This window comes from Citrobacter sp. KH_055_1 (assembly GCF_057838705.1).
In genome coordinates this window covers 2,528,399-2,550,476 of record NZ_CM174473.1, presented here as the reverse complement: position 1 = coordinate 2,550,476, position 22,078 = coordinate 2,528,399, and the positions used below count along the sequence as shown (strand labels likewise).

Sequence of the window (22,078 nt, the reverse complement as noted above, 5' to 3'; positions counted from 1 at the left end):
GAAATGTGTGGGGTTATTTCGTTAAAATTAGTTTTCCGGCATGGGTCTGGCGCAGCAGGTAATGCTGCCCGTCATGCTCAATGATCACACGTCCCTCATTGCCCAGTAGGCTTTTGCTGTCAATTCGACGCTCAGCGACGGGGGTAGGGGGTGGTGTCTTCTTTTTTGCAGGCGTTGCCGTTGTGTTATCCATACGTGACATAGTGTTTAAAAATAACAATCAATGTAACAATGATAATCATTATCATCAAAGTAAAAATTTGCGGCAAGCCTTTTTGTGAAAAAATTGTGACGAGAGCGATTTTTGAGCAAAAAAGAGGAAAAAACAGGAGGAAAACAAGGGATTGTCACCGGGTAACATATGCTACCCGGCGAAAAAGTTAGAAGCGGCTATCCACCGCAGCCGCGAGTTTTTCGACCAGCAGTTCGGTATCTTCCCAATTCAGGCAGGGATCGGTTATGGACTGACCGTAGACCAGCGGCTGACCGCTGACGATTTTTTGTGTCCCTTCGCGCAGGAAACTTTCTGCCATAATCCCGGCAATGGCCGTTGAGCCATTGCGAATTTGCTGACAGACGTCATCACACACTTCCAGCTGGCGGCGATGCTGCTTCTGGCAATTGCCGTGGCTGAAATCGACGACCAGATGCTCCGGCAGCGAAAATTCATGCAGCGTATCGCAGGCGGCGGCAATATCTTCTGCAAAGTAATTCGGCTTTTTACCACCGCGCATGATGATATGCCCGTACGGGTTGCCGCTGGTCTGATAGATGGTCATCTGACCGGTTTTATCCGGTGAGAGGAACATATGGCTGGCGCGGGAAGCGCGAATCGCATCGACGGCGATACGCGTATTACCATCCGTCCCGTTTTTAAACCCAACCGGGCAGGACAGCGCAGAGGCCATTTCACGGTGGATCTGGCTTTCGGTAGTACGTGCGCCGATAGCGCCCCAGCTGATCAGATCGGCAATAAACTGGCCGGTGACCATATCGAGGAATTCGGTGGCCGTAGGGACCCCCAGCTCGTTGACCTGTAGCAGGAGTTTACGCGCCAGCTCAATGCCGTGGTTAACGCGGTAGCTGCCGTTCAGGTCCGGGTCGGAAATTAAGCCTTTCCAGCCGACGACGGTGCGCGGTTTTTCAAAATAGGTCCGCATCACGATTTCCAGGCGTGCCTGGTGTTGGGTGCGCAGCGTCTGCAAGCGCGTGGCGTACTCCAGGGCCGCATCGAGGTCGTGAATCGAGCAGGGACCCACGATCACCAGCAAACGAGGATCTTCGCCATTCAGTATTTTTTCTATCCGGCGTCGGGAATCCGTCACGTGATGAGCGACAGAGGACGACACAGGATGCCGTTGCGCCAGCTCAGCGGGAGTGACCAGATTGTCAATACGCGCAGTACGGAGTTCATCAGTTCGGTTCATTACGTGTCTCAGAAATTTATTGCTTCAACGGCAGGACTACCGGGAAGTGATGCGCATCACGATAAACCAATCCCTGCTGATTTCAAGTGCGAGGCGTGTCACACCTCACAAGCCAAAGTTTATGCTAACAAAAAATGAACCATTGCACTAGCATTCTAGTACATGCGGCGATTTAGTCCCATAATATCGAGGATCTTGGTGGCAATTTCTTCTACCGAATAGTTGGTACTGTTGAGCCATGGGATCTTGTTTTTACGGTATAACGCTTCAACTTCGGCTACTTCCATGCGGCACTGACGCAGCGAGGCATAACGACTGTTTTCTCTACGCTCCTCGCGGATCGCCGTCAGACGTTCCGGATCAATGGTCAGACCAAAAAGTTTGTGTTGCAGCGGTTTTAGCGACGCGGGCAGTACCAGGTTATCCATATCATCGGCAATAAAGGGGTAGTTCGCCGCCCGAATGCCAAACTGCATCGCCAGATACAGGCTGGTTGGCGTTTTACCGCAGCGGGAGACGCCGAGCAAAATAACCTGCGCCTGATCGAGGTTGCGCAACGAAATACCGTCATCGTGGGCGAGGGCGTAATCAATGGCGGCAATGCGTGCGTCGTACTTATTGAGGTTGCCGGGATTCAGTCCGTGCGTGCGATGAGCGATTGGAGTCGGGTCGAGTTTCATCTCATGTTGCAGCGGTGCGACCAGCGCCTGGACGATATCCTGACAGAAGCCCTCGCTTTGCAAAATGATTGCGCGAATCTCCGGCAATACAATGGAGTAGAACACTAACGGGCGTACGCCCGTTTGCTGGTAAATGGCGTCAATCTGGTCTTTCACCGCGCGGGCGCGGCTCTCATTTTCAACAAACGGCAGCGTAATACTGCTGATCGTAACCGGAAATTGCGACATCACTGCGTGGCCCAATACCTCTGCGGTGATGGCCGTGCCATCAGAAATATAAAATACGTGACGATCAACAGCATTATCCATTTTGCTCATCCTGGGGGCAGATATAATTCTCTGAAAGCATAAATTAAAATGCGTCAGAAGCGAATATTGTTGTCGCCATTTTATAAAATGAAACGGTATTTTTATATTTACTGAAAAGTACATTTCATTTTTCGGAACGAATGTTTAGACCGACTGTTTTTGTGGTGATCCCGTGCCGCTCGCGGGTTTGCGCAAATGCGGAAACAATCTGAAAAAATAAAAAATAAAGTTGCTTGAACGATTCACCGTTTTTTTCGCCGCGGTAAATATGCAAAGATAATTACGCAAAATTGAGTTTCCTAACCTCGTTCATATATAAGGATTGTTCGATGTCCAACAATGGCTCGTCACCGCTGGTGCTTTGGTATAACCAACTCGGCATGAATGATGTAGACAGAGTTGGAGGCAAAAATGCCTCCCTGGGTGAAATGATTACTAACCTTTCAGGTATGGGTGTTTCCGTACCGAATGGTTTTGCAACGACCGCCGATGCGTTTAACCTGTTTCTGGAGCAAAGCGGTGTAAACCAGCGCATTTATGAACTGCTGGATAAAACGGATATCGACGATGTCACCGAGCTTGCCAAAGCCGGGGCGCAGATCCGCCAGTGGATTATCGACACTCCTTTCCAGCCTGAGCTGGAAAATGCCGTCCGTGATGCCTACGCGCAGCTTTCCGCGGACGATGCCCATGCCTCTTTTGCTGTGCGCTCCTCCGCCACCGCAGAAGATATGCCTGATGCTTCATTTGCCGGTCAGCAGGAAACGTTCCTCAACGTCCAGGGCTTTGATGCCGTGCTGGTGGCCATCAAGCACGTCTTTGCTTCGCTGTTTAACGACCGTGCAATTTCTTACCGTGTGCACCAGGGTTATGACCACCGCGGCGTAGCGCTTTCTGCTGGCGTTCAGCGGATGGTGCGATCCGACCTGGCCTCTTCGGGCGTCATGTTCTCTATCGACACAGAATCTGGCTTCGATCAGGTGGTGTTTATCACCTCCGCATGGGGCCTGGGCGAAATGGTGGTGCAGGGTGCCGTTAACCCGGATGAATTCTATGTGCACAAACCGACCCTGGCGGCTAACCGTCCGGCTATCGTACGTCGCACCATGGGTTCGAAAAAAATCCGCATGATCTACGCGCCGACCCAGGAACACGGCAAACAGGTGACGATCGAAGATGTGCCGCAGGAACAGCGCGATATTTTCTCACTGACGAACGAGGAAGTGCAGGAACTGGCGAAGCAGGCGGTGCAAATCGAGAAGCACTACGGTCGTCCGATGGACATTGAATGGGCGAAAGACGGTCACACCGGCAAGCTGTTTATTGTGCAGGCGCGTCCGGAAACCGTTCGTTCTCGCGGCCAGGTGATGGAGCGTTATACGCTGCATGCGCAGGGCAAAATCATTGCTGAAGGCCGTGCTATCGGCCATCGCATCGGTGCGGGTCCGGTAAAAGTCATTCATGACATCAGCGAAATGAACCGCATTGAACCTGGTGACGTGCTGGTTACTGACATGACCGACCCGGACTGGGAACCGATCATGAAAAAAGCGGCGGCGATTGTCACCAACCGTGGTGGTCGTACCTGTCACGCGGCAATCATCGCCCGTGAACTGGGGATCCCGGCGGTAGTAGGCTGTGGTGATGCAACCGATCGCATCACCGAAGGCGAGAATGTGACCGTCTCCTGTGCCGAAGGTGACACCGGCTACGTGTATGCCGATATGCTCGACTTTAGCGTTAAGAGTTCCAGCGTCGAAACGATGCCGGACCTGCCGTTGAAGGTGATGATGAACGTCGGTAACCCGGACCGTGCATTCGACTTCGCTTGCCTGCCAAACGAAGGTGTTGGGCTGGCGCGTCTGGAATTTATCATCAACCGCATGATTGGCGTGCATCCTCGCGCGCTGCTGGAATTTGATGACCAGACGCCGGAACTGCAAAACGAAATCCGCGGGATGATGAAAGGTTTTGATTCGCCGCGTGAATTCTACGTCGGTCGTCTGACCGAAGGGATCGCGACGCTGGGTGCGGCGTTCTATCCAAAACGCGTCATTGTGCGGATGTCAGACTTTAAGTCCAACGAGTATGCCAACCTTGTCGGCGGCGAGCGTTACGAGCCGCATGAAGAAAACCCGATGCTGGGCTTCCGCGGGGCAGGCCGTTACGTGGCAGACAGCTTCCGCGACTGCTTCGCACTCGAATGTGACGCGGTGAAACGTGTGCGCAACGAGATGGGACTGACTAACGTTGAAGTGATGGTGCCGTTTGTGCGTACCGTGGCGCAGGCCAAGGCAGTGGTGGAAGAGCTGGCTCGTCAGGGTCTGAAGCGCGGTGAAAACGGGCTGAAGATTATCATGATGTGTGAGATCCCATCCAACGCCTTGTTGGCTGAGCAGTTCCTTGAGTACTTCGACGGTTTCTCTATCGGCTCGAACGACATGACGCAGCTGGCGCTGGGTCTGGACCGTGATTCCGGCGTGGTGTCTGAACTGTTTGATGAGCGTAACGACGCGGTGAAAGCGCTGCTGTCGATGGCGATTCGCGCGGCCAAGAAACAGGGTAAATACGTGGGTATTTGCGGTCAGGGCCCCTCTGACCACGAAGACTTCGCGGCCTGGCTGATGGAAGAGGGGATCGACAGTCTGTCGCTGAACCCGGACACCGTCGTACAGACCTGGCTGAGCCTGGCGGAACTGAACAAGTAATACCCTGCCGGATGGCGGCGTAAATGCCTTATCGGCCTACGGTCAGCATTATTCGTAGGCCGGATAAGGCGCGAGAGCGTCGCCATCCGGCATTCATACCTTGCTCAGGCGCTGAATAATATCCTGACGAAGTTGATACTTCTGAATTTTACCGGCGGCGGTGCGCGGTAATTTATCGACAATCACCAGATGTTCTGGATATTTGTATTTTGCTACCCGCTTGCGGCTAAAGAAGGCCACCACCGATTCCAGCGACAGCGAGTGATGTGGCGGTTTAAGCACCACGTAAGCGCACGACCTTTCCCCTAAACGCTCGTCCGGCATCGCCACCACGCAGGCATCGTGAATACGCGGATGCTGCAATAAAATGTCCTCGACCTCACGGCTGCTGATATTTTCGCCACCGCGCACGATAATATCTTTCTTACGTCCGGTAATCTTAATGTAGCCCGCCTCGTCCATGCGGCATAAGTCACCGCTGTAGTACCAGCCGTCTTGATCCAGTGCTCTGGCAGTCATTTCGGGTTCATCAAGGTAGCCCATAAACACGTTCGGCCCGCGCGAGGCTTCTTCGCCTTCCACGCCAGGTGGCAGCGTATTACGTGCCTCGTCAACCACTTTAATTTCAACGCCCGCAGCGGCGTAGCCGTCGGTATGCATCATGTGGGAAAGCGAATCATCGAGATTCACCACTGCATGCGGTGAGCTTTCGGTCGAGCCGTAAACACTTAACAACTTAATGCCGCGCTGCTGACACTCGCGGGCAATTTTCTGCGGAATGGTGGTGCCCCCGCATAAGAAAAAGCGTAACGATGAGAGGTCGTAAGGCCGTTTTTCCACGCAGCACAGCATGTCATAGACGAAGGGCGTGGCGCCGAGGACGCAGGTACAGCGCTGTTGCTCCAGCAGTTCAAGACAGGCTGTTGGGGTAAAAATATCCAGCAGCACGCTGCGTGCGCCGATTAAAAAGGGGGCCGTGACACCGTGCAGAAAACCGGTGGCGTGCCCCAGCGGTGCAGGCATTAAAAAAACATCCTGCCAGTTGAGGTTAAGGCGGGCGCAGTAGGCGCGTTCGCTGGCGAGAATATTGTTATGGGTCAGCATTACTCCTTTTGGCATACCCTCTGTGCCGGAAGTGAACAGCACGGCGGCTAACGCGTCGGCGTGTACGCTAACGGTGTGGGTTAACGGGGGGGAGGTCAGAAGCTGGCTCAGCGCCAGCGAAGCAGTTGCCGGGGCCAGTTTATCCACGGCAATAATTTGTTGCAGGTGCGGCAACTGATTCTGTAAGGGCAGGATCAGATCCACCGGGCGAGTCTGTTTAAACAGGGTTGGCGCAAAGAAGAGCTTCGCCTTACATTTGTTTAGCACCCATACCAGCTCTGCTTCGCGCCAGGCAGGCAGTAGCGGTACGGAAACGGCACCGGTTTTCAGGCAAGCCAGATAAATCACGGTAAATTCACACCAGCCCGGCAACTGGAAGGCCACACGATCGCCGGGTTGAATGCCGCTGGCTAAAAACCAGGTGGCCAGGCTGCTGGCGGCGCGGTCAAGTGCGGCGTAGGTGTAGGCATCGCCGTGATTATCGACCACGGCAATTTTATCCGGTACGGCCCGGGCGGTCTGGCTCCAGTAATCGCCCAGTGAGGCATCACCCCACAGTCCTTGCTGTCGCCAGGCATGACGACGCTCGGCGTTAAACGTTAATCTGACACTCATTGCTTTGTCCCTGGATGATTGCGGCATACGTCTTGCCGGACGGCGACTGGGCCTTATCCGGCCTGCAACTGGCAATATCCGTTATCCATAACGAAAATCGATGCCAAAAGTGCCGAGCGGGTACGTCCATTGTTCAAGTATTGTTTCGCCGCACAGCACCCGACAGGTTCCGCACTCCAGACATCCGGCGGAATCAAAATGGATATTTCCGGCCTCGTCCTGCTTGTACAGTCCGGCGGGGCAGGCATAGAGCAGTTTGCGAAACTCGTTCAGAACCGGGTGGGTGGCCAGAATAATGTGCGGATGTCCTTCATCAACGTTGAATTTATTGACGCCCAGCTTGACGTCAACGTTCACGGTGTTGTCCTGGTTCATAACGCGGTCGCTCCCTTAATGCCGTCTTTCAGTAAGTTCATTAACCCAATGCGTTTTACATGGGGCATGATCCTTTTGCGCATTGGGGGCGTCGGACGTCCGTCAACGGTGAATATTTCGCTCATGATATCCGCCACCATGCGCGGGTACTGGGTGAACAGACGTGGGTTTTCCATCAGTGCCGGGATCTTGCGAAAATGCTGTAACTCATGCATGACGCAACCCTGCTCGAGGGAGCGCTTGTATTCCATCAAGCTGTTGGCGGAGAAATCCTGGCGTTCTTTCGCCGCGATAGCCGTTTTCGCCGCAGCCTCTGCGGAGGCAATGGCCAAATCCATACCGCGGATTGTATACCCCAGATTCAGGCAGAAGCCGGCGGCATCGCCGACGATCATCACACCGTCATCGACCAGTTTAGGCACCATTGCCAGGCCGCCTTCTGGCACCATATGCGCCGAATATTCCAGCAGTTCACCCCCGGCAATCAGCGGACGAATGGTTGGATGCTGCTTAAAGTCTTCCAGCATTTGTGGAACGCTCTTCGTTGCGTGGGCGATATCGCCCAGCCCACAAACCAGGCCCAGAGAAATTGAATCCTGATTGGTGTACAGAAAACCACCGCCCATCAAGCCGTTTGACGGGGAACCGGCAAACAGCCAGGCTGCGCCGTCGTTGCCCGAAAGATTGAAACGGTCTGCAATGACCGCGGGCGGCAAGCCAATCAACTCTTTAACGCCGACGGCGTAGTGGTGTGCTGAAGCGGGCGGGACCATGCCGAGCGAGCGACCGAGTAGGGAGTTGACGCCGTCAGCGAGGATGACGATGTTAGCCTCCAGAACATCGTCACCGGCCTGAACGCCCGTGACCTTATTACCTTCGCGGAGTAATGCATCGACGCGTACGCCTGGAATAAACTGCGCGCCAGCCTGTTCGGCTTTATCCATTAGCCACGGGTCAAAACGGCTGCGTAAAACCGTGTACGAATCCTGCGTTGCGGCCGTGTTTTTTTCACCATGAAAATCGAGCGTGACGGCGCTTTCTTCGGTTAGAAAGGAGATTTTTTCGCGCGTCACTTTGCGTTCGACAGGCGCTTCCTCGGCAAATCCTGGCATGATGCTTTCAAGGCTGTGTGCATAGAGACGCCCGCCGGTCATGTTCTTACTGCCCGCACGGTTTCCGCGCTCGATGACCAGTACGTCCAGTCCGGCTTTTGCCATTACGTAGCCAGCGACCGCTCCCGCCACGCCAGCACCAACCACAATGGCATCAAATTTTTCATCTGACATGCTTATGCTCCCTTCCCGCCGCGAGCGCAGCGGGAGATGTGGATTAAATGAGGGGGGGGTTAGCGGCTTAACTGTTCGATCAGGGCCGGCACAACTTTGTAGATATCGCCCACCAGGCCGTAATCGGCATAATTAAAGATCGGCGCTTTTTTATCTTTGTTGATGGCGACGATGACTTTTGCACCATTACCGCCGACCATATGCTGGATTTGTCCGGAGATGCCCAGCGTCAGGTACAGGTCAGATTTCAGCAACACGCCGGAAACGCCAATGTAGCGTTCGCGCTCCATCCAGTTTTCGCCTTCAGCAATCGGACGGGAACAACCGACCTCTGCGCCCAGCACGGCCGCCAGTTTATGTACCATCTCCAGATCGGCTTGTGCCACCAGACCGCGGCCGACGCCCACCACGCGTTTGGCTTTGCTGAGATCCACGCTGCTCAGGGGTTTGGCGCGACGCTCCTGACACATAATTTCATGGCGAGGGGGGATGTACGGCGCAGCGGTAACAGGGCAGGTGTGTGCCGGGTTGGCCTCGCTCGACTCCAGTACGCCGGATGCAAGCGTGATAATGGCCAGCGCGCTATTGAGCTTTTCTTTGCCGAATGCCAGACCGCCATACATGCGGTGTTCAACGAACAGTGCGCCAGTATCAAGACTTACCGAGGTGGCGTCATTCACCATCGCCGCATTGAGTTGAATGCTCAGACGCGCGCCAAGGGATTTCGCGCGCTTGGTGGCGGGCATCAGCAGTAAACCGTTGTGATCTTGCAGCAGCGAAGTGAAGGTTTCGGCATAGTTTTCAATGCGCTGTAAGCCGGAAGATTGCTCAAGCACGATAATGCTATCGGCCCCCAGCGGCAGAACCTGATTTGCCTGCTCGCTACCTTGCACAATGATATGGACCTGTTCACCCCATTGACGCGCGCCGGTCATTAATTCTGCGTAGCGTTCAGCGTTATCGCTAAATACCCAGACGTTGGCTAATTTACTCATAATGTTTTCTCTCCGTTGGGCTTAATTCAGGGCTTTTTTCAGGTGGTCGGCCAGTTCAGCAATGGCGTCCGCTGAATCATTTTCCAGAATGATGCGTTTACGCTCGGTTTGTGGCGGAACCGTTATTGCCACCAGTTCCGCTAACGGCGGCACAGGCGTCCAGCCAATATCGCTGGCCTGCCAGGGGGTGACGGCTTTTTTCCCGGCGCCAAGAATGGCTTTCATTGACGGAATGCGCGGCGTGTTGATATCTGACGTGACGCAAAGCACGGCGGGGAGCGGGAGTTCAAGCACTTCGATCTCGTTCTCAAGCGTGCGCTCGACCAGAATCCGCTCACCGTGACGTTCAATCTTGCTCACCGCGTTGACGACGGGCAACTGCAGGAGTTCGCCTACCAGCAAGCCCACCTGCTGTGCATAGATATCGCCCGACCCTTCGCCGAATAACATCAGGTCACATTCGATTTTTGTTGCGGCGCAGGCCAGCGCCTGGGCGGTATCTCTGGGCAGTGCATGTTCCAGTTGCGCATCCTGGACCATAAACAGGCTGTCCGGCCCGCGGGACAAGACGTCTTTACGCACTTTGGAGTTTTGCAACAGCGAGCCGCCAACCGTTAAGGCGACGATCTCGTCACTTTCTGCAGCCAGTTGCGCTGCGGCTTCGATGGCGTTTAAGTCAAATTGGCTGATTTTGGCTTCGGCTCTGTCGAAATTAAGCGAACGCTCAGGGGTAACGACAATGTCCTGTTCTTCAGGGACCAACTTAAAGCAGGTGACTATTTTCATGGCATCTCCGGTGAATCATGTTCAGATGATGACGGGGAGCGTCATTATCGGCAGTAGGGAAAGTTGACTGAAATTAGTGTGCGGCAGGTGAGGGGCATTTTCGACGGGACAATCTGTTTTCGTTTCCAACAATCTTGCAAAAAAAAGTGTCGACCGGACGCTTTACTGATAAGCGCTGATTAAACGTCATGGGGGGCGGCAATAAACAGAAAAAACGCGCAGGATGTGAAAATTGCGAAATGCATCATGTTTTTAATCAACATATGATTATTTATGTTTCTGTTATGTGAATAATTGACGGCTAAATAATAACATTTATGCTTTTTATTAATTTTAAAACGTTAATAAGCTGTGCGGATAATGCCTGTTGACTATGCGTACCATCTTGCAGGAGGCCCCAATAATTTTGTTTCTTCAGGGTGAAATAACGTTGTATAACATGCTCAGTCCCTTTATTTCATCGCTATTATTCATCCAAAATTATCCGGTCTTAAGGTGGAGGTTGTCATGTATCAACGATGTTTTGATAATGCCATGGAAACCCTTTTTGAGCAGGGGAAAACCCCTGTGTTTTCACGCTTCGTCATCAGCGACGATCCGAACTGGGAGTCAGGCCACCATGTCCATGACAATGAAACCGAGCTCATTTATGTCAAAAAAGGTGTCGCCAGGTTCATTATCGACTCGTCACTGTATGTTGCCCACGCCGGCGATATTGTGGTGATAGAGCAAGGCAGGCTGCATGCGGTCGCGTCTGACAGCAGCGCACCGGCTACCACCTACACTTGCGCACTGGCAGGATTCCGCTTTAACGGCTGGCAGGATAACCAACTGCTGCAGGCGCATTCGTGCCCGGTTATCAGCGTCGGACAGGGAAAGGAGGTGATTAAAAGTATTTTTAATGAACTGAGTATTATGCTGCCACGAAGCAAAAATAACCCGACCTCGACGGCTTACGCAGCTTTCGCCTATGCGTTAACCGTGCTGTATTATGAAAATTTCAAAAATGCGTACCGTTCGGAGCAGGGATATATTAAAAAAGATATCTTAATTAAAGATGTGCTGGTGTATTTAAATAACAACTTTCGGGAAAAAATTACACTTGAACAGTTGTCAAAAAAATTTCGCGCCAGCGTTAGTTACATTTGTCATGAATTTACTAAAGAGTATCGGATCTCACCGATTAATTATGTTATTCAGCGGCGAATGACGGAGGCTAAATTTTCTCTGACCAATACCGAATCATCACTGGCAGAAATTTCGTGGCGAGTGGGATATGAAAATGTCGATCACTTTGCCAAACTCTTTCAGCGCCACGTAGGCTGCTCGCCCAGCGAGTATCGCAAGCAATTTAAAAACAATCTGCTTGAGCAGGAATGCCTGATGCCGGAGATCTAATTAGCGGTTTTCTGCGTGCCCGGTAAGTTTGACGCCTACCGGGCCATTAACGCTTACTTGTTCTGGTAATCTTTCAGGATCTGACGGCCCGCAACGTAAATCATGATTTCATCCGTGCCGCCGCCAATGCGCTCACAGCGTACGTCGCGCCAGAAGCGGGACACGCGAGCCTCATCGGTATACCCCAGTCCTCCCATAATTTGAATCGCGTCGTCAATCACTTCCATCGCCGTACGCGCGCAGTACAGTTTTGCCAGCGCAGCGCTGGTCCTCAGTGATTGCTTCTGATCGGCCTGCCAGGCGACCTTCAACACCATATTGCGCATGTTTTCGATTTTAACCGCCATTAACGCCAGTTTTTCCTGGATCATCTGGTTGTGGCCGATCGGCTTGCCGAAGGCAATTCGTTGATTAGCATAACGCGCGGCATCTTCGAAGGCACACTCGGCAAAGCCGGTACTGCGTGCGGCGTTGATCAGCCGTTCCATTTCGAAGTTGTACATTACGTTGAGGAAGCCCATGCCTTCTTCACCAACCCTATCGCTTTCGTCAACTTCAACGTCGTCGAGGTAGACTTCGCAGGTGCTTAACATGTGCCAGCCGATCTTGTGCAACGGGTTCACCTTAATACCCGGTTTACTGGAATCGACCCACCACAGCGTAAAGGCTTTCTTCGGATCTTTTGGCTCCGGGTCGCGGGCCAGTACCAGCATGTACGGGTACTCTTTAGCACCGGTAATGAACGTTTTTTGCCCGTTGAGATACACTTTGCCGTTTTTTCGCGTGTAGCTGGTGGTGGCACTGTTGTTGTCAGATCCGGCACCCGGTTCGGTTAACGCCAGCGCATATGCGGGATCACCGGTTTCCATGGTGCTTTCCGCCGTTTTGCGTAACTGCTCGGCGGAACCAAAACGGAGCATGCTGTGAATACACTGCCCGTTAGTGATTAAAAATGCCGGAGCGCCGCATTTTGACACTTCCATCAGCGCCAGCATCTGGGTGACATAATCTGCCGGTATGCCGCCGAACTCTTCCGGCACGCCCAGCATCGAAATACCGTTATCCGCAAGGGCGCGCATAAACTCTTTTGGGTAGGTGGCGGTCTGATCGCAAGTGCGGAAATATTCTTCCGGAAAATGGCTGGTGATCAGTTCGCGAATGCTGGCAAGCAGCAGCTCTTGTTCTTCAGTTAACGAAAAGTCCATTAGGGTACTCCTTTTAATTGGCTGCGTCGGGCAAGACAAAACCCATGGGGGTATTGATAAATAATCTTTCGTCCATCAGTTTTAACTCAGGAGAAATAACCGGGGTGAAATCCATTTTGTCCAGAATATCGTCTTGCAAAGAAACACCGGGGGCAATTTCTACCAAATGGAGACCATCCTCTTTTAAGGTAAAGACGGCACGTTCGGTGATGTAACGCACCTCTAATCCGCGTTCGAGAGCAATTTTTCCACTGAAGGTTATTTCAGGTAATTCACTGACGAATTTTTTCACCCGACCTTCCTGGACAATATTCAGCTTGCCGTCGGCGACGTCTGTTTTCAGACTTCCGGCAGTGAGTGTGCCGCAGAAAATAATTTTCTTGGAAGTGGCGCTAATATCGATAAATCCACCGGTGCCCATAATCTTGCCATTGAATTTATGTACGCCGACGTTGCCGTGGCTGTCCACTTCAGCAAAACTCAAATAGCACACATCCAGACCGCCGCCGTGGTAGAAATCGAACTGGGTGGTCATATCCATAATGGCACGGGTGTTAACGTTGGCACCGAAGGCAATGCCTTGCGAGGTTATCCCTCCCACTGGGCCGGTTTCGACCGTCAGAATAAAGTCGTCGGCGCAGCCTTCTTCACGAGCAACCAGACCAATACCGTCAGCGATACCGACCCCAACGTTACCCACCGCGCCTTTGCGCATTTCGAACAGGGCGCGCCTGGCCACCAGTTTGCGCTGGTTGAGCGGCAGGGCGATTTGCTGGCTGTCATCAAGGACAAAGTCGCCGGAAATAAAACGGTTAACCGGCGCCCCGCCATACAGTTGGGTCTGATCAGGGTCAACCACCACGATGTCCACCAGATAGCCCGGGATCCGCACCGCTTTGGGGTGTAAGGTGGCTTTCTTGACCATTTTTTGTACCTGCATCATGACGATGCCGCCGTGGTTATGCACGGCCTGGGCAATCACCAGTGCATCGAGGTACATCACCTCATCCTCAAACGTGGCGTAGCCTTCGCTGTCACAGGTGGTAGCGCGAATGAAGGCGATGGTGGGCGCGATGGCCTTGTAGTAGAGGTACTCCTTGTTGTCTATCTCCACCAGTTTGATCAGATCGTCGGTGGTTACGTCATTGAGCTTGCCGCCCTGCTGGCGGGGGTCAACAAACGTGCCGATCCCAATATCACTCAGAATACCCGGCTGGTGGGCTGCGGCTGCACGCAACGTTTGCGTCAATACGCCCTGAGGATAGTTATAGGCGGCGATTTTATTTTGTTCAGCTAAATCGGAAATGCGCGGTGATTGCCCCCAATGTCCGCATAGCGCCCATTTGACCAATCCTTCTTGTGCCAACGGGCTAATACCCCGGTCGGCGCGATCGCCCAATCCCGTCGGACTAATTAGCGATAAATTACGCGGAGTTTGACAGGTTTTATATTTTTCGGCCAGTGCGCTAATTAATGTGGTGGCCTCCAGAATACCGCCGCCGGCGCCTAATACGCAGAGCGTGGCTTCATCAGGAATATAATCAACTGCATCCGCTGCCGATAATACCGGCACCCGACCGTTAATACGTTCAGGTCTGTTAAGTTTCATATAAACTCCAGGTTACAGGCGTGAGGCTGCCTATCGTTTTATTCGATAAAAGAAATTTATTTATTTTAAAAATAACTAACCGTCTGCCCGATATTCAAAATAATATGAATAACAGGGCAGGGGGGGGTATTTAAAACAGTACAGAAATATTCTGTTATTAAGCCTGATGTAAAATGGTCAGTACGCTGCGCAAATCGGAAACCGAGATCTGCCCGGGCGCGGAGGCTTTTTTCACCGCACCAAAGGTCGCCGCAGAACCAAAAACTTCACCCGCCAGTCGCGAAATTACGCCGGTTTTGGCCATCGACATAGTAATGATTGGGCGGTCGGCGTAGTGCTCCTGCATCTCAAGCGTAGCGCTAAGCAGCGTCAGGACATCCGTCTTGTTTTGTGGCATCAGCGCAATTTTCGGGATATCTGCGCCCAGTTCCTGCATTTTACGCAGCCGCTGGATAATCTCTTCTGACGCCGGTGTTTTGTGGAAATCATGATTCGACATAATCACCAAGACCTGCTTCGCGTGCGCATGCTCGACGGTGGCTTTGACCTGTTCATCGCCGGTGAACAGCTCCAGATCGATCATATCCACCAGCCCGCTATCCACCGCCGCACGGTTAAGCGCAATATAGTCTGCAACAGACAGCGCCTGTTCACCGCCTTCTTTGGCGCTGCGGAAGGTGAAAAGTAGCGGCTTATCGCTCATCACGTCGCGGATCGTGCGGGCTGCTTCCAGCACCGCGTCAATGGAAGAGACATCGGCAAAATGGTCAACACGCCATTCCAGGATGTCGAAGTCCGCGTCGCGGTAGGCCAGCGCTTCGGTTTTTACCGTGGCGATGTCTTTACCCATTAACGAAACAATGATCTTCGGCGCACCCTCGCCAATCACGAGGTTTCTTACGGTTACGGTTTTCATTGATTACCCTTTAAAAATTCACAGATTGTTGCCCGTCAGGCGGCAAACCCCATAACCTGCTTAACGTATTCCAGCGGAAAATCTTTCCCGGTCCACAATTTGAACTGCTCAGCACCTTGCCATAACAACATGCCGTAACCATCAATGGTTTTGCAACCGGCACGCTGCGCCTGCTGCAGTAACTTGGTCATATGCGGATTGTAGACGCATTCGGTTACCAGCAGATCCGGGCGTAGGAGCGATTCATCGCTAACAATGGATTCGTTTTCCAGTGGTTTCATGCCGACTTTTGTGCCGTTGGTCAAAATGTCTGCACTGGCCAGAGCCTCGGCGAACGCCTGTTGGTCGGCCAGATCGATAACGGTCACCACACAGTCGGTGTTTTCATTCACGCGTTTGGCGAACTCAAGCGCCTTGCTAAAGAAATCATCCTGACGGTTAAACAGTTTAATCTCTTTAATGCCCTCAATGGCGGCCTGTGCGCCGATCGCGGTCGATGCACCGCCCGCGCCCAACAGTACCATGGTTTTGCCTTTTATATCGAAGCCGCTTTCCTTAATGGCGCGAATATGGCCGGTGCCGTCGGTGTTGTAGCCACGAAGATAGCCATTGTCATTGACGATGGTATTGATGGCACCGACCAGTTTAGCGGCTGGGGTTAATTCATCGACATATTCGCACGCCAGCTGTTTATTGGGCATCGAGACGCCGGTACCGCGCATCTTTAACGCTTTCAACCCTTCAATGGCACCCGCAAAGGTTGTGTTATCGACTTCAAATGCCATATAGGTAAACGGCAGTCCGGCTTTTTCCAGCGCCTTATTTTGCATTTCTGGCGACAGGCTGTGTCTGATGGGGTAGGCCATCAGGCCAATCAGTTCATATTTTGCAGTAACATCCATTTTTAACTCCTTGTGAACTCTTTATTGAAAATAACGTTCGCCCAACCGCACATCGTTTTTGGGTATATCAAATACGCGGTAGTAACGGATAAAGACGATAATGGCCGTGATAAATGCCAGCAGGGCAAAGACCAGATCGAGCAAAATAATGTATTGCAGGCCGATGTTAGACAGGTATCCGGTGATCAGCGGGATAATGAAGTTAGCAACGCCGCCCATCATCATATAAACGCTGGTGACTTTGGCTTTGCTCTTCGGGAAGAACTCCGACATCACCGAGACGCCCAGTTGTAAAATACCGCCAGCGGCAGAGAACCCGATGAGAAATGAGCCTGCGTTACAAACCAGCGGCGAGGGGTACAAATAGATAACCGCTGCTGTAATCGTTGCCAGCCCGGCGTTAAAGACGTTGGCCCAGATCGGACGGACTAATTTCTTCAGCAGTGCAGCAAAAATAAACACGCAGACCAGGGAACCCATACTGTAGTAAGAGATGGTTTTCAGCGCGTCGGCTTCGGCCATCCCGGCAAAAGCCATGGCGTATTTCGGCATCCACACCACGATGACGTAAAAGGTTGAAAATGCGGCCACGCCGAACATCACTGATGCCACACCTTCCAGCCACACCAGCGGCTTACTGTTCATCTGCGGCAGATCTTTCGCCACGCCTGCGTCCACCACTTGGCTGGGGAAGCGACTCTTGAGCAGCATTAAGGTAATCACCACGAACAGGATGCCCGGGACAATGACGGCATAGCCGTACCAGATATGATTCAATAACATGGTGCTGACAACGAGCGGGTAGATCATCTGCCCAAAAGACACCATCGCCTTCACCAGAATAACCGCCGAACCGGACGCTTTGGGGAAGCACTCCATTAACGCCGGATAGCCACCGGTATCCAGCGCGGAGTTGGCGACGCCCACACAAACCGCCAGAATAAAAGCAATCATCAGATTTGGGCTGGCGGGAATACCGAAGAAGAACAGCATATAAAGAATGACGCCTAACAGGATAATGGCCCGACGACCAAATTTATCGGAGAGTACGCCAAAGAATAAAATACTGACCAGACGGCCCAATCCGATACCGGAAATTAAATAGGCAATCCCCGCATTGTCGGTGGAAAACTTCTCTGCCAGGGAAGTCATGTTTTGTGCCAGCGTAATGACACTAATGCCATGCAGGAAATAACTGAGATAAATACAGGTTATTGCCAGAAGAAATGGCGTATTAAAAGCCTTGCTCTGAGACATTTCGCATAACTCCTTGCAGATTTTAATAGGGTTCGTTTTCATCGTAATAATATTGATTGCGATGATGATGTCATTACTATACCGAGTGACGGATGCTGTACCTACATAGCATGACGCTTAAGTGACCAGGTATATTGCATAGCAAAGTGTGAAATTAATTCTTCCTGTTGCCGTTTTGCTGTTGTTTTAAATAGTCCGCAAATTATTTTGCAGACGGGGGGAACAATATTGCATCCGTGCTATTCGGCGAGTGGCGCCATTTTTAATGGATACTTTGTCGCCATGCGGCTGCGATAACCAATGAACAGTGCCAGCAAGAAGCCGATGGCAGCCATGCCGGTATCAAACCACATGATATGGGCAATGCTGGATTGTGAGAGTTTTGCCGTAATCAAGGGAATGGTGAAAGTGGCAATACTGCCCGCACTGTAATAGATCCCGGTGGCTTTACCCTTGGCATGCGGGAAGCGCGCCGCCATCAGCGTTAGCCCGATTTGCACCACGCCGCCAGCAGATGAAAAACCGATGACAAAAGCAAACGCGATCACCACCGTTGGTGTAGGGTGCAGGCAGACCGCCAGCAGAGCAATAAACGAGATGAAGGTGTAAAGCATTAACAGCGTCGGTGCGCGTTCGGCCTTCCTCGCCAGCGGGGCGGTGATCAGCACGCACAGTAGCGAACCGCACGTGTAAACGCTCAACAGCTTGATGGATAACGTATAGGACATGCCAGCGACAAACTGACCGTACTGAGCCAGCCACTGGCTCACCAGGTAAAAGGTGGCCATTGAGATGTAGCCGTACAGGGTGTAGCTGCCAAGATCGATCAGGGAACAACGATGCGTAGCCATCGTTGTTTCGGGTGCTTCCTTGACGGTGGGTTGGCGTCCCGGATGCGCAGGAAATCGGCAGCGAAATAAAAATATGCCGTTGGAAATCATGATGCCTGCCGCCAGCAGGAAGGACCAGCCAAACCAACATTCACCCCACACCAACAGACTGATGAACATCGGCAACAGGAACTGGCCGCTGGAGACAAAGGCTTTAATCAGAATATTCGCGGTGCTGGGTGTGCGGGGAAATGCCTCCATCAGGCTGGGGTATGTTCCCGCATCGAGAAAACTGTTCGCCATCCCGGCTAAAAAACCAAACGCGTAGGCAATGTAAATATTGTGCGTATTGATAATACCCACGAAGAAACAGAGATAGCAGGTCATGCCGAGCAGGATAAACGGCCTGCGCCCATAGCGATCGGAGAGTAAACCCGCCAGTAATAAGACGCTTAATCGACCAATGCCGAGAGAAGAAATGACAATCGACACGCCTGCCGCATTGGTTTGCCACTGTTGTTCCAGTGAGGACATATTGAGGCTCATCAAAATGACCCCCATACCGTGTACCAGATAATTAAGGTACAGCCCTATCGCAGTGGCGAAATAGGTATTTTTCATAATGTGTTACTCAGCGAAGAGGCTAAAGGGTGTGGCGTCGCAGTTTCCTAGCACAAACGCTCGAGATCATGGGCAAAAAGTTCAACTGCCGTCGATTGATAAATTTTCCAGTCGAGGAAATTATCGTTGTGATAGACCGCCTGAAAAGACATCAGGTCGGGGAAAAAACGCATCGTATTATTACCAATACGATTGTTGATTTTTTCGATGATGGCATTAATTCGCATTTTGCGCTTTGTTTTCATTTCTGCACAGCGCTGTACAATGCTCTCTGGTATATCACGATCACCATTTTCCCATTGTTGCCAGGCGGTAACATTGCCATCACCTGCAATATAAATCGCACTTTCTTCAATCGATAGCGCAAAAAGGTGGCGGAATGCCTGCAATTCGAATGCGTTCATCATGTCATCACTTAATAAAAACGGTGGAGTAGTAATAACATTACTGCGAATATTTCAACTTGAAGAGAGTCACAGTATCTTGTGCAATATTATTTGTTATTAATCTGTGAATACGACGGTGATTGGCCTTTCAGGTCGCGAGTAAATCACCCCTTGCGGCCGATCACATTAACTAAATAACGTAATCCCACTGGCTATTTCCGCAATTGTTCACGTTGTCGCGCCTCTCGATACTTGTCAGAGCAATGGTTGATGGAGAGAGGGGAGTTACAATGATGAGTATTTACAAGGATGCAAAACGGCCGGTGCACGAACGCGTGACCGATTTGCTGGCGCGCATGACACCTGAAGAGAAGTTCGCACAAATGCATGCTTACTGGTTGGTGCTATCTGAAAAGGGCGACCATCGGGAACGCAGCGACATGAGTGACGAGTTTGCCGGTGTGAGCGGTCAGGCAGCACTCACCGAGCGACTGAAAATGGGTGTTGGACAGATTACGCGCCCGCTGGGTACCCATATCGTTGAGGCAAAAACGGGCGTGCGGGCGGCGAATCGTTTACAAAAGATGTTAGTGGAAGAGACGCGACTGGGCATTCCCGCGCTGTTTCATGAGGAGTGCCTGGTGGGGTTGTTATGTAAAGATGCCACCCTGTTTCCCTCGTCGCTGAACTACGGTTCAACCTGGGATCCTGAACTGGTCAAGCGTGCCGCCAGGCAGATTGGCCTGGAGGCGCGTTCAACCGGATGCCGCCAGGGGCTGGCACCGGTGCTGGATGTCTCACGCGATGTCCGCTGGGGTAGGACGGAAGAAACCTTTGGTGAAGATCCATGGCTAGTGGGGGTAATGGCCTGTGCCTATGTGCAGGGCTTACAGGGCGAAAAACGCGATGTGCTGGCGACGCTGAAGCATTATGTCGGGCATTCGTTCAGCGAAGGTGCGCGCAACCATGCGCCCGTGCATCTGGGATTCTGTGAGCTTAACGATACCTTCCTGCTGCCGTTCGAGATGGCGGTTAAATTGGCCAATGCCGGATCGGTAATGCCTGCCTATCATGATATTGATAACCAGCCGGGGCACAGTGACAATTATCTGTTAACCACCGTTTTGCGCGAGCAATGGGGATTTGATGGGATTATTGTGGCGGATTACGGTGGTGTGAGTTTGCTGCATCAGCATCATGGCGTGTCGCATGATGCTGCGCAATCTGCAGCGCTGGCCTTTAATGCCGGGTTGGACGTTGAGTTGCCGAAAGACGACTGCGCCCGCCATTTAGCTACGGCGGTTGAGCGTCGACTGATGACCATGACCAAAGTCGATGAGATTGTCTCCCGCATCCTGACGGAGAAATTCCGTCTTGGCCTGTTCGAACAGCCGTATACCGATGTGTCCGCGATTGACCTACAGTCCGATGAGGCACGCAAGGCAGCGCGTGATGTTGCCACTAGCTCGATAACGCTACTGGAAAATAACGGTATTTTGCCGCTGCAGGGCAGACCGCGCGTTGCGGTGATCGGCCCCACGGCGGACGACCCGCTGGCGCTGCTCAGTGGTTACAGCTTCCCGGTGCATCTGATCATCAGCGATATGGCTGACAGCGCCGTGCAGGTGACGACCCCGCTGGCCGCGCTGCGCCACTATCTGGGCGATGACCATATCGACTATGCGAAGGGCTGTCATATCATAGAGAAACGGTTGGCGGGCGCACCGGTGTTTCCCGGTGACAGCAGTGGCAAACCGATGCAGTCCTCCCCGGTTTCCACTGACCAACGTTTGATTCCTGAAGCGGTTGCCGTCGCCCGTCGCAACGATGTGGCGGTGGTCTGTGTCGGCGATCTGGCCGGACTTTTCCAGAGCGGCACGGTGGGAGAAGGCTCGGATACAGACAGCCTCACTCTGCCGGGTGTACAGCAACAACTACTGGAGGCTCTGGTGGCGACGGGTAAACCGGTTGTTGTGGTGATGACAGGCGGTAGGCCATACAACCTGCAGGGGCTGGAGGACCATGTCGCCGGACTGTTAGTGGCCTGGGCGCCGGGTCAGGAAGGTGGCTGGGCTATTGCCGATGTGCTGACCGGACGGGCTGAGCCGCTGGGCAGGCTGGTGGTTAGCGTGCCGAAAAGCGCAGGTGCTATGCCCTATTACTACAATCACAAACTGAAAAGCGGCGGAACGCCGTTTGCGTTCCACTTTGGATCCCGCTATCCCTTCGGCTACGGCAAAGGCTGGACCGATTTTGCCTGTGAGGAGGTAGCAGCGCTGGCGAAGGATGTCCCGGTGGAAGGCGAGATTGCTTTGCAGGTAACGTTAAGTAACCGTGGCGAGCGCAGGGGAAGTGAAGTGGTGCAGGTGTATGTCCACGATAAAGTGGCTTCGATGGTACGCCCCGTTAAAGAGCTGAAAGCGTTTCAGCGCCTCACGCTGGAGCCCGGTGCACGCGCGACGCTGACCTTTTATGTGCCGGTGGATATGCTTAACTTCACCCGCCGGGATGGCAAACGGGTGGTTGAACCTGGCGAGTTCGACCTGATGGTCGGGAATTCATCTGCGAACATCTGGGCGAGCACGACGGTCAATGTGGTTGGTACGCTACAGATTATGCCGAAGAAATGGCAGATGATGAGCCGTTGCGTGGTGAGCTGCGAGTAAATG

General features: G+C 52.6%; 18 protein-coding genes. 3 read left to right on the top strand and 15 right to left on the bottom strand.

Annotation, left to right across the window (positions count from 1 at the left end):
- Positions 1-13: 13 nt before the first annotated feature.
- The 3 genes from hemP to ppsR all read right to left on the bottom strand — a co-directional run bounded on the left by hemP (position 14) and on the right by ppsR (position 2,416).
- On the bottom strand, positions 14-202 hold the full coding sequence (hemP, locus tag AC3ITF_RS11890) for a hemin uptake protein HemP (protein ID WP_115258651.1): 189 nt from the start codon (positions 200-202) through the stop codon (positions 14-16).
- Positions 203-380: 178 nt separating this feature from the next.
- Positions 381-1,427, bottom strand: coding sequence for a 3-deoxy-7-phosphoheptulonate synthase AroH (gene aroH / locus AC3ITF_RS11885; protein WP_096757239.1), 1,047 nt, complete (start codon positions 1,425-1,427; stop codon positions 381-383).
- A gap of 155 nt (positions 1,428-1,582) precedes the next feature.
- On the bottom strand, positions 1,583-2,416 hold the full coding sequence (gene ppsR, locus AC3ITF_RS11880; RefSeq protein WP_096757238.1) for a posphoenolpyruvate synthetase regulatory kinase/phosphorylase PpsR: 834 nt from the start codon (positions 2,414-2,416) through the stop codon (positions 1,583-1,585).
- 329 nt (positions 2,417-2,745) lie between these two features.
- On the opposite strand from ppsR, the gene ppsA reads away from it, so the two are divergent.
- Positions 2,746-5,124: a phosphoenolpyruvate synthase gene (ppsA, locus tag AC3ITF_RS11875; protein ID WP_117343008.1), complete on the top strand. Its 2,379-nt coding sequence runs from the start codon at positions 2,746-2,748 to the stop codon at positions 5,122-5,124.
- Between the two features lie 93 nt (positions 5,125-5,217).
- On the opposite strand, the gene fadK is transcribed toward ppsA, so the two are convergent.
- The 5 genes from fadK to AC3ITF_RS11850 form a co-directional block, all read right to left on the bottom strand.
- A complete protein-coding gene (gene fadK / locus AC3ITF_RS11870; protein WP_146716760.1) occupies positions 5,218-6,843 on the bottom strand; it encodes a medium-chain fatty-acid--CoA ligase in 1,626 nt (541 codons plus the stop codon).
- Positions 6,844-6,924: 81 nt separating this feature from the next.
- Entirely contained in the window at positions 6,925-7,218 is a 294-nt protein-coding gene (locus tag AC3ITF_RS11865; RefSeq protein ID WP_489175682.1) for a ferredoxin family protein, read from the bottom strand.
- Positions 7,215-8,504 carry an FAD-dependent oxidoreductase gene (locus tag AC3ITF_RS11860; protein WP_146716761.1) on the bottom strand — a complete coding sequence of 430 codons (1,290 nt, stop codon included), beginning with the start codon at positions 8,502-8,504 and terminating at the stop codon, positions 7,215-7,217. The genes AC3ITF_RS11865 and AC3ITF_RS11860 overlap by 4 nt, the downstream gene beginning before the upstream one ends.
- 59 nt (positions 8,505-8,563) lie before the next feature.
- A complete protein-coding gene (locus tag AC3ITF_RS11855; protein WP_489175681.1) occupies positions 8,564-9,499 on the bottom strand; it encodes an electron transfer flavoprotein subunit alpha in 936 nt (311 codons plus the stop codon).
- Between the two features lie 21 nt (positions 9,500-9,520).
- On the bottom strand, positions 9,521-10,285 hold the full coding sequence (locus AC3ITF_RS11850) for an electron transfer flavoprotein (protein ID WP_117343012.1): 765 nt from the start codon (positions 10,283-10,285) through the stop codon (positions 9,521-9,523).
- 507 nt (positions 10,286-10,792) lie between these two features.
- Between AC3ITF_RS11850 and AC3ITF_RS11845 the strand changes: the two genes are divergently transcribed.
- Complete coding sequence (locus AC3ITF_RS11845; protein ID WP_115258644.1) at positions 10,793-11,683, top strand: AraC family transcriptional regulator; 891 nt, start codon at positions 10,793-10,795, stop codon at positions 11,681-11,683.
- Positions 11,684-11,736: 53 nt separating this feature from the next.
- On the opposite strand, the gene AC3ITF_RS11840 is transcribed toward AC3ITF_RS11845, so the two are convergent.
- The 7 genes from AC3ITF_RS11840 to AC3ITF_RS11810 all read right to left on the bottom strand — a co-directional run bounded on the left by AC3ITF_RS11840 (position 11,737) and on the right by AC3ITF_RS11810 (position 19,427).
- Complete coding sequence (locus AC3ITF_RS11840; RefSeq protein WP_115258643.1) at positions 11,737-12,888, bottom strand: acyl-CoA dehydrogenase; 1,152 nt, start codon at positions 12,886-12,888, stop codon at positions 11,737-11,739.
- 13 nt (positions 12,889-12,901) lie between these two features.
- On the bottom strand, positions 12,902-14,497 hold the full coding sequence (locus AC3ITF_RS11835; protein ID WP_146716764.1) for an acyl CoA:acetate/3-ketoacid CoA transferase: 1,596 nt from the start codon (positions 14,495-14,497) through the stop codon (positions 12,902-12,904).
- Positions 14,498-14,654: 157 nt separating this feature from the next.
- On the bottom strand, positions 14,655-15,413 hold the full coding sequence (aroD, locus tag AC3ITF_RS11830; protein WP_181517227.1) for a type I 3-dehydroquinate dehydratase: 759 nt from the start codon (positions 15,411-15,413) through the stop codon (positions 14,655-14,657).
- Positions 15,414-15,448: 35 nt separating this feature from the next.
- Positions 15,449-16,315, bottom strand: coding sequence for a quinate/shikimate dehydrogenase (gene ydiB / locus AC3ITF_RS11825; RefSeq protein ID WP_115258641.1), 867 nt, complete (start codon positions 16,313-16,315; stop codon positions 15,449-15,451).
- Positions 16,316-16,336: 21 nt separating this feature from the next.
- Positions 16,337-17,572, bottom strand: coding sequence for an MFS transporter (locus tag AC3ITF_RS11820; protein ID WP_117343014.1), 1,236 nt, complete (start codon positions 17,570-17,572; stop codon positions 16,337-16,339).
- A gap of 239 nt (positions 17,573-17,811) precedes the next feature.
- Positions 17,812-19,023, bottom strand: a complete 1,212-nt coding sequence (locus AC3ITF_RS11815; RefSeq protein ID WP_411509006.1) for an MFS transporter — start codon at positions 19,021-19,023, stop codon at positions 17,812-17,814.
- A gap of 47 nt (positions 19,024-19,070) precedes the next feature.
- A complete protein-coding gene (locus AC3ITF_RS11810) occupies positions 19,071-19,427 on the bottom strand; it encodes a YdiL family protein (protein WP_135912876.1) in 357 nt (118 codons plus the stop codon).
- A 272-nt stretch (positions 19,428-19,699) separates the two neighbouring features.
- On the opposite strand from AC3ITF_RS11810, the gene AC3ITF_RS11805 reads away from it, so the two are divergent.
- Positions 19,700-22,075, top strand: coding sequence for a glycoside hydrolase family 3 N-terminal domain-containing protein (locus AC3ITF_RS11805; RefSeq protein WP_135912129.1), 2,376 nt, complete (start codon positions 19,700-19,702; stop codon positions 22,073-22,075).
- The last annotated feature ends 3 nt before the right edge of the window (positions 22,076-22,078 follow it).